This window comes from Caballeronia sp. LZ008 (assembly GCF_031451435.1).
GTDB lineage: Bacteria > Pseudomonadota > Gammaproteobacteria > Burkholderiales > Burkholderiaceae > Caballeronia > Caballeronia zhejiangensis.
On sequence record NZ_JARUXK010000003.1, the window covers coordinates 264122 to 277444 of the forward strand.

Sequence of the window (13323 nt, forward strand, 5' to 3'; positions counted from 1 at the left end):
CGTCGAAAGGCTGTGGGCCCAGGAGTCATCGATGAATTACACGCCGCCCGTCAAGGAAATGATGTTTGTCATGGAAGAGCTGGCAGATATTGCAAGCATCAGCCAACTTCCCGGACTTGCCGATTCGAACGCGGACACAGCGCTTGCCATTCTCGAGGAAGGCGCGAAACTCGCCGCCGAAGTCATCGCGCCGCTGAATGCGCGCGGCGACCAGCAGCCGAGCGAGTGGCGCGACGGCGAAGTGACGGCGACGCCCGGTTTCGCCGATGCCTTCCGTCAATACACGGAAGGCGGCTGGCAAGGCATCAGCCATCCGGCCGAATTCGGCGGACAGGGGCTCGCGAAACTGATCGCGTCGCCGTGCATCGAAATGCTGAACGCGTCGAACCTTTCCTTCGCGCTGTGCCCGCTGCTCACCGATGGCGCCATCGAAGCGTTGCTGCTCGCGGGCTCGGAAGAACTGAAGGCGCGCTATCTGCCGAAGCTGATCGAAGGCGTCTGGACCGGCACGATGAATCTGACCGAGCCGCAAGCCGGCTCCGATCTCGCGCTCGTGCGTTCGCGCGCCGAACGGCAGGGCGACGGCACCTACAAGGTGTTCGGCACCAAGATTTTCATCACCTGGGGCCAGCACGACATGGCCGAGAACATCGTCCATCTCGTGCTGGCGCGCACGCCGGACGCGCCCGAAGGCGTGAAAGGCATCTCGCTGTTCGTCGTGCCGAAGTTGCTCGTCAACGACGACGGCAGCCTCGGCGCGCGCAACGACGTGCATTGCGTGTCGATCGAGCACAAGCTCGGCATCAAAGCGAGCCCGACCGCCGTGCTCCAGTACGGCGATAACGGCGGCGCGACCGGCTATCTCGTCGGCGAAGAGAATCGCGGCCTCGAATACATGTTCGTGATGATGAACGCGGCGCGCTTCGGCGTCGGCTTGCAGGGCATCGCGCTGTCCGACGCCGCTTATCAGAAGGCCGCCGACTATGCGAAGGAACGCGTGCAGAGCCGTCCCGTCGATGGTTCGAGCGCGGGTTCCGTCGCGATCATCCGTCATCCCGACGTGCGACGCATGCTCGGCACGATGCGCGCGATGACCGAAGGCGCGCGTGCGCTCGCCTACGTCGCGGCCGCGCACGCGGATATCGCCCATCATCACGACGACGCCGACACGCGCGCCCGCCATCTCGCGCTCAACGAATTCCTCGTGCCGGTCGTGAAAGGCTGGAGCACCGAAATGGCAAACGACGTGACGAGCCTCGGCGTTCAGGTTCACGGCGGCATGGGTTTCATCGAGGAGACCGGCGCGGCGCAGCTCTATCGCGACGCGCGCATCCTCGCGATCTACGAAGGCACGACGGCGATTCAGGCGAACGATCTCGTCGGCCGCAAGACGCTGCGCGATCGCGGCGCGACGGCGCAGGTGCTGCTCGCGCAGATCGACGAGACGCTCGACGCTCTGAAATCCGTCGATGCCGGCGATGCCGCGCGCGTTTTCGATTCGATGCATCGCCGTCTCGCCGATGGCCGCGACGCGCTCGCGAACGTCGTCGCCTACGTGCTCGAATCCGCGAAGCGCGATCCGAACGCGGTGTTCGCGGGCAGCGTGCTGTATCTGAAGCTCGCGGGCGTCGTGTTGTCGGGCTGGCAGATGGCGCGCGCGCTGCTCGTCGCGCAAGCCAGACGGGCCGACGATCCGGCGTTCCACGGCGCGAAGATCGCGACCGCGCACTGCTTCTCCGAATACGTGCTGACGCAGGCGCGCGCGCTGGAAACCGCGATCATCTCGGCGCACGGCGACGATCCGCTGTTCACATTGAGCGAGGCGCAATTCTGACGCCTGCGCGCGAAATCAACAGGAGCGATGCAATGCGTGAAGTAGTGGTGGCAAGCGGCGTGCGAACTGCGATCGGCGACTTCGACGGCAGCCTGAAGGATTTCTCTCCGACGCAACTCGGCGCGATGATCGTGCGCGAAACGCTTCAGCGCGCGAACGTCGCGGGCGACGACGTCGGTCACGTCGTCTTCGGCAATGTCGTGCATACGGAACCGAAGGACATGTATCTCGCGCGCGTCGCGGCGATCGACGGCGGCGTCGCGCAGCACGTTCCGGCGCTGACGGTGAACCGGCTGTGCGGATCGGGCTTGCAGGCCATCGTATCGGCTGCGCAGACGATCATGCTCGGCGACGCGGACATCGCGATCGGCGGCGGCGCGGAATCCATGAGCCGCGCGCTGTACGCGTTGCCGGGCGCGCGCTTCGGGCAGCGCATGGGCGACGGCAAGCTCGTCGACATGATGCTCGGCGCGCTGCACGATCCCTTTCAGACAATCCACATGGGCGTGACGGCGGAAAACGTCGCGCGCAAATACGGCATTTCCCGCGAGGCGCAGGACGCGCTCGCGCTCGAATCGCATCGCCGTGCGGCGCGTGCGATCGCGGAAGGCCGTTTCGGCGAGCAGATTCTGCCGATCACCGTGCGCGCGAAAAAAGGCGATGCCGTCTTCGACACCGACGAGCACGTCCGCCACGACGCGCGCCCGAGCGACTTCGAAAGCCTGAAGGCCGTGTTCGTCAAGGAGAACGGCACGGTGACGGCCGGCAACGCATCGGGCATCAACGACGCGGCGGCGGCCGTGCTGCTGATGGAGCGTGGCGAAGCCGAGCGGCGCGGCGCGAAACCGCTCGCGCGGCTCGTGTCCTACGCGCACGCGGGCGTCGATCCGGCGTATATGGGCATCGGTCCCGTGCCCGCGACGCGCAAGGCGCTGGAACGGGCGGGTCTGTCCGTCGATCAGCTCGATGTCGTCGAGGCCAACGAAGCGTTCGCCGCGCAGGCGTGCGCGGTGACGAACGAGCTCGGACTCGATCCGCGCAAGGTGAATCCGAACGGTTCGGGCATTTCGCTCGGGCATCCGGTCGGCGCGACGGGCGCGCTCATCACGGTGAAGGCGCTTTATGAACTGAAGCGCATCGGCGGGCGTTACGCGCTCGTCACGATGTGCATCGGCGGCGGTCAGGGCATCGCGGCGATCTTCGAAAATCTTCAGTGAATCAGCCGAACGCGGGGACGACCTGCAGGAGCGGCTCGGGCTTCACCGCGATCTCGCCGGAGAATGGGCGGTCGTGCGAGAGAATCAGCAGCATGGTCGTCGCGAGACTCGCGCAGAAGAGCCCAATCGCGACGGCCGATGTCAGCCGGTTTTCGCCATGAACGAGCGCGATCGCGAAGACGAGACACACGGCGAGAAAGCCGAGGCACAGCCATTTGATGCCGCTGACTTCGGACCGGCTCACCAGAATGCGCTCGCGGCGCGCTTCGAGCGCCCGTTCCAGCGATACCGCTACCTGCCGCTGCGCGGTCTGCTGCCCGGGGGTTGTCGCGGGCAGGGCGAGCGCGAACTGAAGCGCCTTGTTCAGCGTCGGCGGACTGATTTTCAGCGTGACCGCGCCTTGCGCCATCATCGGCCATTCCGTATTGACGGCGTATTCGATGTATTCGCGGATCAGCTTGCGCAACTGGATCTGCGCGTCTGGCGGAAAAGCGGCGGACAGCACGACGACGGATCGCAGCGCGCCGGCTTCGGCATCGACGGCGCCGTTGGCGCGCGCGGTGTCGTTCCAGACCTGCGCGGCGGTGAACGCGATGAGCAAGCCGAAGATGACGCCGATCGGCGAAAGCAGGCCCGGCGAAAGCGTCGTGAAGGCGCGCCGATGCGCGCTGGCCGCGAGCCGGCCCGTTACGAAGTGGATCGCCGCCCCCGCGACGCCCGTCGCGCCGAATACCACGAGCGTCATCTGCCAAAGCGGAAGGTTATGCAACCAGGTGCTCGTCATCGGATGCGCTCCGTGGACCCGAACGGAGCACATTAAATCACAGTCGATGGGGGGCTTCGAAGGTGCCCGTGCGCATTTCGCCGCTGGGCTGATAGCGGGTGATAGCCGCTTCCGAACGTCAGCACATTCGCGGCGCGCGGAAATCGACGCGGCGGTGAGTGCGGGCCACGCGCTAGCGAATTTTCTGTTGGCGGTCGAGTTCGCCGAGGTTCGCGAAGAATTCGTCGCCGTCGACGTGGTCAGCGCGATCAATTTGCGTATGCCCGATGGCAAGGATATCCAAGAGCGCGTTCGTTATTTGCGCGGTCGCGCCGCTTTGCGCCGCTTCGCTCTCAAGATGGATCGTCGGTTTCATGGGGTCGGCTATGTTCACGGTCAATTCAGTCAAGGAATGAACAACCGAATCTCGACCATATTCAGTCCCGTAGCAACGCGATTCCGCCCAAAATCGCCCCACTCACCGCCCGAGCCCGCTCGCCGCGATCTGCTGCTCGACATACTGCGCGAAGAGCGCGTGCATGCGCGTCGTCGGATGCAGTTCGTCGGCGAACATGTACGTCTGGTCCGCGTTCGACGTCACGTAGGTCGCCGGCGAGCACAGCAGCGACGTATCGTGCGGCGTCTTCGACGGATCGCACGCCTGCGCCGTGTTCGACACGGTGAATCCGTTGGCCTGATAGTTCGCGATGGTCTGCGTCGTCCACGTATAGGAATCGACGATGATGACCTTGCCTTGCAGCCCGTTCGTCTGCAACGCCGAGGTCAGCGTCGCATTGAAAAGCTGCGACAGTTGCGTGAGGTTGCCGCCGCCATCGGACTGGCGGAGGCCATCGGGCGAGAGTCCGATATTCGGCACGTTCACCACCACCACATGCGTGGCTCCGCTCTGCACGATCTTGCCGACGAGTTGCGCGAGCGTCGTCGCGGCGGTCTGCACGGTCGTGTTGGCGGCGGGCGGCGTGCCCGCGCGCAGAACATCGTTCGCGCCGGCCCAAACGAGCACGAGCTGATTCGAATTGAAACTTCCGTGCGACGACAGATAGCTCGAAATCTGCTGATTGACCGGCATTTCGATATCGCCGATCACATCGGTCAGGAACTGGTTCTGATCGGCCGGCGTGGCGACCGTGGAACCGCCTTGCGCGTAGCCCAAACCGCTTTGCGGCTTCAACTCGTGTCCGAGGTCGATCGTGAATGCCGCCGTCAGCGTGTCGCCGTAATACTGCGCGACATTCTGCGTCCAGACCTGGCCCGGATTGGTCGTGAAGCGCCCGCCTTTGACCGCGCTCGCGATGGGCGCGTACGTGCCGACATCCGACAAGCTGTCGCCGAACGCGACGACCTGCAGCTTCACGCCGCCCGCCGGCGCGGACGGACTCGTTCCGCCCGAGTCGCTATCGCTGCCGCTGCCGCCGCCGCATGAGGTAAGCAGTGCAATCAGCACGGCAGAAATTGCGCGGCGAATGCCGGGCGTGATTCCGATCTGGCGCATCGCTCCTCCGTCTCATCCTTGTCCGGGGCGGCTTCGCGCGCGTCGACGGAATGTCGTCCGGCGAGGAAGAAGTCGCGGCTCCGGGTATCGATGGCAACGTCAAGCAAGAAAGATGCGCTTCCCACTCCAGCGTCAGTAACCCGCTTATTCCGTCCCGCAGTCGTTGCAGGTGTTGTCGATGTACCTCGCCGGTTTGCCGTGCGTGGGCGGGCTGATCTGCATATAGCCGCCATCCAGGATGTTGTGACGCACGACGTTCCCGCTATAGTCGACGCCGCCTTCACCATTCGCCCCGCCCGTGATGTTGCCCCCGTTGACCATGCGGTTGCATTCGAGCACGTTGCCGCCGGTGTCCTGCGTGGCGTCGTTGTTCTCGGGGCCCATGCGGCAGTTGTCGGCGAGGTTATAGGCCACGCGCCCGTTCACCGAGCCCACGAGCGCGATGCCGTACAGCGGGCAGTTGGCGAACGAGTTGAACATCAGCACGGCGCCGGTGCCGCCGCCCTGGCCTTCGGTCTGGAACATAGACTGGCCGAAGAAATCGCGGAAGCTGTTGCCCGCGAGGACGAAGTTGTCGACCGCGCCATTGGTCTGGACGGGAATGTCGTATTCGCCGGGGCGATCCCATTCGCGGATACGCGTCGGATTCGCGCCCACGAAGTTGCAGCCGACGAGACTGTTGCCCGTCGACGGCCCTTCGTAATTGAACATGTTGCCGTTGTTGCGGATCGTCTTCCTGAGCGTCACGCCCGGCTCGCACTGTAGATGCCGGTTGCTGGCCGTGACGACGACCGTGTGATTGAGCAGATACGTGCCGGCGGGCACCAGCACATCGCCGGCATCGATGGCGGCCTGGAACGCCTTGGTGTCGTCGGTCTTGCCGTCGCCGGCCGCGCCGAAATCCTTCGGGCTGCGCGGATCGACGAGCTTCGGCGGCGTGAACGACGTCAGCGGGCAACTCGGCGTCGCCGGGACCGGCGAACTCGTGAGCGTGGCGCGATGCGCGCCGCCGTAGTTCTCGTTCCTCAGCCGATGCCACCAGCGCACGAAGGTTTGCCAGTTCAGCCGGTTCAGAACCCGGCCATCGTCCCAGACTGCGTAGACCGTCTGCACATGCTGCGTCACGCGTGGCGTGTTTATCGCGAGCACGGAAACAACAATCATTATTACGACAACCCAAAAGGATTTCTTCATTTGCCTTCCGTACGCGCATTGAGATTCACGATGACGAGGCTCCGATGACGCCGCGCGCAGCCGCCACTCTCGCACGTTATGAACGTGGACTTCTGCACGGTAGCGCACCCGGCAAGCGCGCAAACTGGCCGGGCGTGCCAGCATGACCGTGCAGAATCGCGGGGTTCGCGAATGGCATCGGCGCGCGCCGTGCTGTGGCGAACAGTTCGCGCATGCCGTTTGATGCACTCTCCCCCGGTGCGCAAGCAAGCATCCGTCTTGCGCGGATCGAGGTCAATTTGCCGGAGGGAGAGTGCTGACCGCAACAGTGCAATCGCTAAGAGAACGTCTGCTCGGGGTTCATCAGGATCACAAGCGCATCGCGAGGAGCGCCTTCGTCCTGCTGCTGTTCGTTCTTGCCGGGAAGCTGATCGGCGCATCGAAGGAAATGGCGATCGCGTATCGATACGGCGTCAGCGGCACCGTCGATGCCTATCAGCTCGCGCTCACGATCATCACCTGGCTGCCCGCGACGATCACGAATCAGTTGAGCGTGCTGCTCGTGCCCGCGCTCGTCGCGCTCAGGAACGACAAGCACCGGCAGAACCAGCTTCTCAGCGAGCTCGAGGGCGCGGGGCTTGCCATCGGCATCGTGGTATCGCTGCTGCTGTATTTTTTGTGGCCGCACATGGTCGGTCTCTTCGCCGGAACGCTCTCCGAATCGACGCGCGAAATGTGCCGGCAGATGGTCGTCGGGATGACGCCGGTCGGCGTGCTGGCCTTCACGATCTGCATTTCGGCGGCGCGGCTCCAGGCATCCGAAAGGCACATCAACACGCTGCTGGAATGCGTGCCGGCCATCGCGCTGCTGGTGTTCGTGCTGAGCGCGCGCAACAACACGTCGATCATGCCGCTCATCGTCGGCACGACGATCGGCATCGTGATTCAGGCCGTGTGGCTGCGCATCCTCGCCCGGCGCGCCGATGGCGTGCCCGCGCGCCCGCGTCTCTCCGTGCGCGCGCCGCATTGGCCGGGCATGACGCGCTCGCTCGGCATGTTGCTGATCGGCTCGGTGGTGGCGAACCTGTGGCTTCCCGTCGATCAATACTTCATGGCGCATATGGGCGATGGCGCCATCGCGACGCTCGGCTACGCGAACCGGCTGCTGTCGCTGCTCGTGAGCATGGGCGCGATCGCGATCAGTCGGGCGACCTTGCCGATTCTTTCGGAAATCCTGCATCGCGGCGATCACGCGCGGGCGCGCAGCACGGCGCGCAAATGGTCGTTCGTGATGCTGGGCGTGGGAACGGTCGGCGCGATGATCGCCTATGCGCTTGCGCCGTACGCGATCAAGCTGCTGTTCCAGAAGGGCGCGTTCACGAGCGAGGACACGATCGCGGTCACGAGCCTGTTCCGCTGCGGGCTTTCGCAGATTCCGTTTTCGTTCGGGATGTGCGTGCTCATTCAGTCGTTCGCGAGCGAGGCGCGCTACAAGGCGATCACGGTCATTTCCGTGCTGGGATTCGCGACCAAGCTAGCGGCCACGGCGATTCTGATCCGCTTTTTCGGATCGCAGGGCGTGCTGCTCGGGACCGGCGTGGGCGCGGCGAGCGTCTTCATCTGCTACTTCTTCCTCACCAGCTTCGCGCCGACCGCTACCGCACCGCGTTCCGATAGCCAGTGATTCATCGGCAGTCAGCCGCTCCGTTCGCGCGAGCGGCTGACCCGCTGGCAAGTCCTACGCGCCCCGCACCATCACGCCATGACCGCGACGCTGCATTTCGGTGTCGTCCTCGGCGCTGTAGTCGCGGTCGAGCGCGGCAGCCGCCGCATACACGCCCGGTTCCTCGATGACGCCCGCATGGTTGCCCGGCACTTCCGCGACCGTCAGCCCACGGCGCGCAATCTTGCGCCAGAGCGGCAGCGGATCGCCCCGGTCTTCCTCGCGCGACGCGGCCCGTACGTAGACGATCGGGCCGCCTTCGTACGGCTTCGGCCGATAGTTGTTCATCGCGGCGCGGAACGTGTCGCGCATGCGCCGCAAAACCGGCGGCATCGGATCGGCGGATGCGACTTGCGCCGGCGTCTGCGGCACGCGGCCGAGGCGCATCGCCAGCTTGTTCCCGGCGGCCGACAACTTCGCGCCCGCAAAACCGACGCGTTCGCGCGGCGACATCCCCGCGAGCGTCTTCCATAGACGGCTCGCGTAATCGCGGCGGAATTCGAGCAGCGCGAACCACGGCAGCCAGCGTTCCTGCACGTAGGTGTCGAGCAGACACACGAACTCTGTCTGCTCGCCTGCGCCGAACAACTGCTGCGCGATTTCGAGCGCGACCAGTCCGCCGAACGAGAATCCGGCGAGCGCATACGGGCCGTTCGGCTGAACCTTGCGAATCTGCTCGACGTAAGTCTTCGCCATGTCCTCGACGCGGCGTTGCGGCGCCGTCTCGCCATCGAGCCCGAGCGCCTGAAGGCCGTACACCGGGCGCTCCTTGCGCATGTTGCCGATCAGGCGCGTGCATTCGAGCACCGATCCCGTCACGCTATGCACGAGGAAGAGCGGGACGCCTTCGCCTTCGCGCATCGGCACGAGCACTTCCGATGTCTGCGGCAGCGCGCCGTTGTCGATGACATCGGCGAGCTTCGCGATGGTCGGCGCGCGCAACATCGTCGAGAGCGGGATTGGCCGTCCGATGATCGGTTGCAGTTCCGCCAGCAGACGCGCCGCAAGCAGCGAATGTCCGCCGAGTTCGAAGAAATTGTCGTCGCGAGCGATCGGGGCGAACGCGAAGAGCTGCTCCCATTTGGTCTGCAACAGCCGCTCCAGTTCCTCGCGCGTCGCGTAGCTCTGCGGCACGTCGCCGGATCGCGGCTGCAACGCGGGATGATGACGGATCGCATCGAGCGATGCCGGATTGCGCAGCGCGGCGGCGTTGGTCACATCGAGCCCGTTGACGGCATTGCGCACCGCGGCTTCCGTCAGCTTGCCGCTATGCGTGACCGGCAGATCGTCGACGGCCGCGATCACGTCGGGGACATGGGCGGCGGACGTGCGGCTCACGAGATCGCGCCGGATGCGCGCGATCAGCGTGCCGGTGAGCCGCGCGCCGGCTTTCAGCGTCACGAGCAGCACGAGCCGTTCGCCGACCGGATTGCCGGGCGCATCGGCATCGGCATCGGCGGCGCGCACGCGCTGCTGAACGACGATGCCCTCGCGAATCTCGGGAATGTCGTTGAGCACGCGATAGATCTCGCCCGGCCCGACATTGATGCCGCGCACGACGAGCACGCCGTCGCTGCGTCCGTGCAGACGCGCCGTGCCTTCCGGCGGAAACTCGATCTGATCGCCGTGCGTCCACACGCCCGCATTGGCGCTGAAATACGCCTTGTGAAAGCGCTCGCCGTCCGGATCGTTGAGAAATCCGAGCGGGCGCGACGGGAACGGGTTCACGCACACCAGATCGCCGACGCCTTGCGTGCGCGCGCCGTCGCGCCACGCCTGCACATCGAACGCGAGGCTCTTGCATTGCGCCTCGCCCGCATAAACCGGCAGGTCCGGGTTGCCGAGCACGAAGCAGCCGAGGATGTCGGTGCCGCCGGAAATCGACTGCAATCGCAGCGGCTTCACGTTGTCGCGGACCCATTCGAACTGCGCGTCGAAGAGGATCGCGCCGGTGGACATCATCGTGTGAAGGCCGCCCAGATCGAATTCGCGCGACGGCACGAGCCCGGCGTCCTCGCACATCTTCAGATACGCGGGACTCGTGCCGAACACGTTGACGCGTTCTTCGGCGACGAGCCGCCACAACGTATCGACCGATGCGATCGGCCCGTCATAGGTAACGATTTCGACGCCCGACGCGAGCGCCGACAACTGCCAGTTCCACATCATCCACGCGCAACTCGTGTGGAAGAACATGCGGTCGCCCGGCCGGAGATCGCAATGCAGCCGATGCTCCTTCAGATGCTCGATGAGGCTCCCGCCCGCGCCGTGCACGATGCATTTGGGCTTGCCGGTCGTGCCGGACGAGAACATCACGAAGAGCGGGTGATTGAAGTTGAAGCGCTTCCATTCGACCCGCGCCGGATCGCCGGCCGCGAGCAGCGCGTCCAGCGAGTTGACGGGCGGCGCGGCGTGCACGGCCGACGGATCGCCATCGAGACTGACGATGCCCGCAAGCGTTGGGAGCGCGTCGGCGAGCATCGATATCTTCTTGTCGAGCGGCGTGCCGGTGTCGAAGGACTTGGCGGCGGTATGCGCGAACAGGAAGCGCGGTTCGAGCTGCGTGAAGCGGTCGAGCAGCGTTTCGATGCCCATTTCCGGCGCGGCGGTGGACAACGTCGCGCCGATCGCGGTCACGGCGAGCGCGGTGACGATCGCATCGGCGTCGTTGCGCATCACGCCCGCGACGCGGTCGCCTTCGCGCAGGCCGAGTTGCGTGAGCGCGTCGGCGAGACGAGCCACGCGCGCACGCAAGTCGCCGCGCGTAAAGCGCACGCGGCGGCCATCGGCGTGACAGGCGGTGAGCGCTGGCGAATCCGCGGGCGCAATCGAGAAGCCGAGCAGATTCTCAGCGTAATTGAGCGTGACGTCGGGAAAGAACCGCGCGTGTTCGCAACTATCGCCGACGCATACCGGCTCGGCTTTGCCCGACCACGTCAATCCCGGCGTCCATTGCAGAAAGGACTTCCAGAAGCCGCGGTAATCGCGGATCGAGAAGTCGTGTAACTCGCTAAAGTCTTTTAATGGCTGGTCGGATTGCGCTCGCAGCGCCGCGGTGAATGCGGATATCTGCGATGGTGTGGTTTGGACGGTTTCCTGGACAAAAATCGGCAGACGCGACTTCGCCTCGCCGGGCGATTCCGAACGATCCATGAAGTGGCTCCCTCAGCAGTTATGGCAATACCTTTGGGCACTCGGTTTGCCTTCTTTTTTTAAATCTCTGGATTGTCTGCGGCGCTTTTTCGCGCTCTCGAATAGGTCCGATTCCGGCGGACATGTGCCATCGACGATTAAGCGTATCCAGACAGATCGCCCGGTAATGTGCGGAGAGAAACACAAGTCGTTCGCTGATTAATGAAGCGCGTTGGGAGTCGGTAGGAATGACGCGAATCGCCGGCTGGTCATGCCATATTATTTAATCAGGGGCTGAAGAGTTAATTCGCGACCTCGCGCGACCGAAACAATGCGATTTGCGATGCGTGAATTCGACACGCTTATAAACATCGAATAACCGGTATGCGTGGCATTCCTAATTGGAAAGATTATGAAAGATTCGTGATGCTATTCGTCAGGCCGCCGTAAGTGTGTGCGGTTCCTGCTGCTCTAAGATGATGCACGCAACGATATTTCCAGCACGGACAATAAGCGTCGTGCATCATGTCATGTCGCCTGAAAAAATACTCCGAACGCAACATGCATTTTCCGGCAAGAAGAAAGTTCATTGCCCTCGCGCTGGCGGCATGCGTGGGCGGCGTCATAGCGGCGCGCGCGCTCGAACACGATAGCGAACGAGCCGACGGTATCGCGTACGGCACGGATCCGCGCGAGCGGCTCGACGTCTATGCACCCGATTCGGGCACGCCGGGGAATCGCCCGGTCGTCGTGTATTTCTACGGCGGAGGCTGGCAAAGCGGCCATCGCAAGGACTCGCGCAATATTGCCGAGGCGCTCGCCGCGCACGGCATCGTGACCGTCGCGCCGGATTACCGCATTTATCCGCAAGCCGTTTTCCCCGGCTTTCTCGATGACGCCGCCGCCGCCGTGCGCTGGGCACGCGATCACGCGCACGAATACGGCGGCGATCCCAATCGCATCTTTCTGATGGGGCATTCCTCCGGCGCGCACTTGGCCTCGATGCTCGCAACCGATCCGCGCTATCTCGCCACGCAAGGCATCGCGAATACTTCGCTGCGCGGGATGATCGGACTCGCCGGTCCGTACGCCGCGATCCCGACGAGCGATCCCCACATGGACGAGATCTTTCCGGCGGCGTTGCGCGCGGGTGCGTTGCCGATCGCGTTCATATCGGGAGACGAACCGCCGATGCTGCTCGCCGCAGGCACGGCCGACACCGATGTCGATCCGCGCAACAGCGATCGCTTCGCGGAAGCGCTGCGCGCGCATCATGACGCCGTCGTGCTGAAGAAATACGCGGGATACGGCCACGACACGATCATCGACACGTTCTCGGCGTCGCGCCGCAAGGATTCGCCCGTTCTCGCCGACGTCGTCGCGTTCATCGGCGCGCATTGAACGAGGCCGCGTCGGTTCGCCGCACGCGTGCTCCGGTGGATTGCTTGATGCAAGTCAATCGAGGATCGCGCAGCGCTCCTTAGAGTGATTCAGGACGCGTATGCGCGACCTTATTCATCGACCCTCCGGAGCACATGATGCAAGCACGCGATGTAATGACTTCCCCTGTCGTTTCCGTCACGCCCGAAACGAGAGTGCATGACCTGGCGCGGCTCCTGGTGCAGCACCGCATCAGCGCTGCGCCCGTCGTCGATCAGGATGAGCGCGTCGTCGGCATGATCAGCGAAGGCGATCTGCTTCATCGCGAGGAAATCGGCACCGAGAAACGCAACCGCCGCTCGTGGTGGCTCGACATGCTCGGCTCCGATGGCGGCGCGGCCGACTACATCAAGTCGCATGCCCCGACGGTCGGCGAGATCATGACGCGCGAACCCATCTGCGTCAAAGAGGACACGTCGCTGGCCGATATCGCCGCGGTGCTCGAAAGCCATCACATCAAGCGCGTGCCGGTGCTGCGCGATGGCCGCCTCGTCGGCATCGTCAGCCGCTCGAATCTGGTGCAGGCGC

The 13323-nt window shown here is 64.5% G+C and carries 10 protein-coding genes; 5 read left to right on the forward strand and 5 right to left on the reverse strand.

Annotated elements, in window-relative coordinates:
- The first annotated feature begins 31 nt into the window (after positions 1–31).
- Both QCE49_RS20365 and bktB read left to right on the forward strand, forming a co-directional pair.
- Entirely contained in the window at positions 32–1834 is a 1803-nt protein-coding gene (locus QCE49_RS20365) for an acyl-CoA dehydrogenase (protein WP_250458593.1), read from the forward strand.
- Positions 1835–1866: 32 nt separating this feature from the next.
- Positions 1867–3051 carry a beta-ketothiolase BktB gene (gene bktB, locus QCE49_RS20370; RefSeq protein ID WP_250458595.1) on the forward strand — a complete coding sequence of 395 codons (1185 nt, stop codon included), beginning with the start codon at positions 1867–1869 and terminating at the stop codon, positions 3049–3051.
- 1 nt (position 3052) lies between these two features.
- Here the strand turns inward: bktB and QCE49_RS20375 are convergent, their stop codons facing one another.
- The 4 genes from QCE49_RS20375 to QCE49_RS20390 all read right to left on the reverse strand — a co-directional run bounded on the left by QCE49_RS20375 (position 3053) and on the right by QCE49_RS20390 (position 6476).
- Positions 3053–3835, reverse strand: coding sequence for a DUF4239 domain-containing protein (locus QCE49_RS20375; protein ID WP_250458597.1), 783 nt, complete (start codon positions 3833–3835; stop codon positions 3053–3055).
- Between the two features lie 172 nt (positions 3836–4007).
- Entirely contained in the window at positions 4008–4190 is a 183-nt protein-coding gene (locus QCE49_RS20380) for a hypothetical protein (RefSeq protein WP_250458600.1), read from the reverse strand.
- Between the two features lie 102 nt (positions 4191–4292).
- The gene (locus QCE49_RS20385; protein ID WP_250437128.1) at positions 4293–5327 is read right to left on the reverse strand and encodes an SGNH/GDSL hydrolase family protein; all 1035 of its coding nucleotides are present in this window, start codon (positions 5325–5327) and stop codon (positions 4293–4295) included.
- Between the two features lie 144 nt (positions 5328–5471).
- On the reverse strand, positions 5472–6476 hold the full coding sequence (locus QCE49_RS20390; RefSeq protein WP_235366248.1) for a glycoside hydrolase family 55 protein: 1005 nt from the start codon (positions 6474–6476) through the stop codon (positions 5472–5474).
- A gap of 337 nt (positions 6477–6813) precedes the next feature.
- Here QCE49_RS20390 and murJ point away from each other — a divergent pair, with 337 nt between their 5' ends.
- The gene (murJ, locus tag QCE49_RS20395) at positions 6814–8184 is read left to right on the forward strand and encodes a murein biosynthesis integral membrane protein MurJ (RefSeq protein ID WP_008347555.1); all 1371 of its coding nucleotides are present in this window, start codon (positions 6814–6816) and stop codon (positions 8182–8184) included.
- Positions 8185–8238: 54 nt separating this feature from the next.
- Here murJ and QCE49_RS20400 read toward each other — a convergent pair whose 3' ends face one another.
- On the reverse strand, positions 8239–11376 hold the full coding sequence (locus tag QCE49_RS20400; protein ID WP_250458603.1) for an acetoacetate--CoA ligase: 3138 nt from the start codon (positions 11374–11376) through the stop codon (positions 8239–8241).
- Between the two features lie 540 nt (positions 11377–11916).
- Here QCE49_RS20400 and QCE49_RS20405 point away from each other — a divergent pair.
- Positions 11917–12756: an alpha/beta hydrolase gene (locus tag QCE49_RS20405; protein ID WP_033536427.1), complete on the forward strand. Its 840-nt coding sequence runs from the start codon at positions 11917–11919 to the stop codon at positions 12754–12756.
- Between the two features lie 155 nt (positions 12757–12911).
- The coding region (locus QCE49_RS20410; protein ID WP_309806365.1) for a CBS domain-containing protein at positions 12912–13323 on the forward strand (412 nt) is incomplete at its 3' end.

Coding starts and splice junctions, on each gene's coding strand:
- QCE49_RS20365 (WP_250458593.1), top strand. CDS start 32: ATGAATTACACGCCGCCCGTCAAGGAAATGATGTTTGTCATGGAAGAG.
- bktB (WP_250458595.1), top strand. CDS start 1,867: ATGCGTGAAGTAGTGGTGGCAAGCGGCGTGCGAACTGCGATCGGCGAC.
- QCE49_RS20375 (WP_250458597.1), bottom strand. CDS start 3,835: ATGACGAGCACCTGGTTGCATAACCTTCCGCTTTGGCAGATGACGCTC.
- QCE49_RS20380 (WP_250458600.1), bottom strand. CDS start 4,190: ATGAAACCGACGATCCATCTTGAGAGCGAAGCGGCGCAAAGCGGCGCG.
- QCE49_RS20385 (WP_250437128.1), bottom strand. CDS start 5,327: ATGCGCCAGATCGGAATCACGCCCGGCATTCGCCGCGCAATTTCTGCC.
- QCE49_RS20400 (WP_250458603.1), bottom strand. CDS start 11,376: ATGGATCGTTCGGAATCGCCCGGCGAGGCGAAGTCGCGTCTGCCGATT.
- QCE49_RS20405 (WP_033536427.1), top strand. CDS start 11,917: ATGCATTTTCCGGCAAGAAGAAAGTTCATTGCCCTCGCGCTGGCGGCA.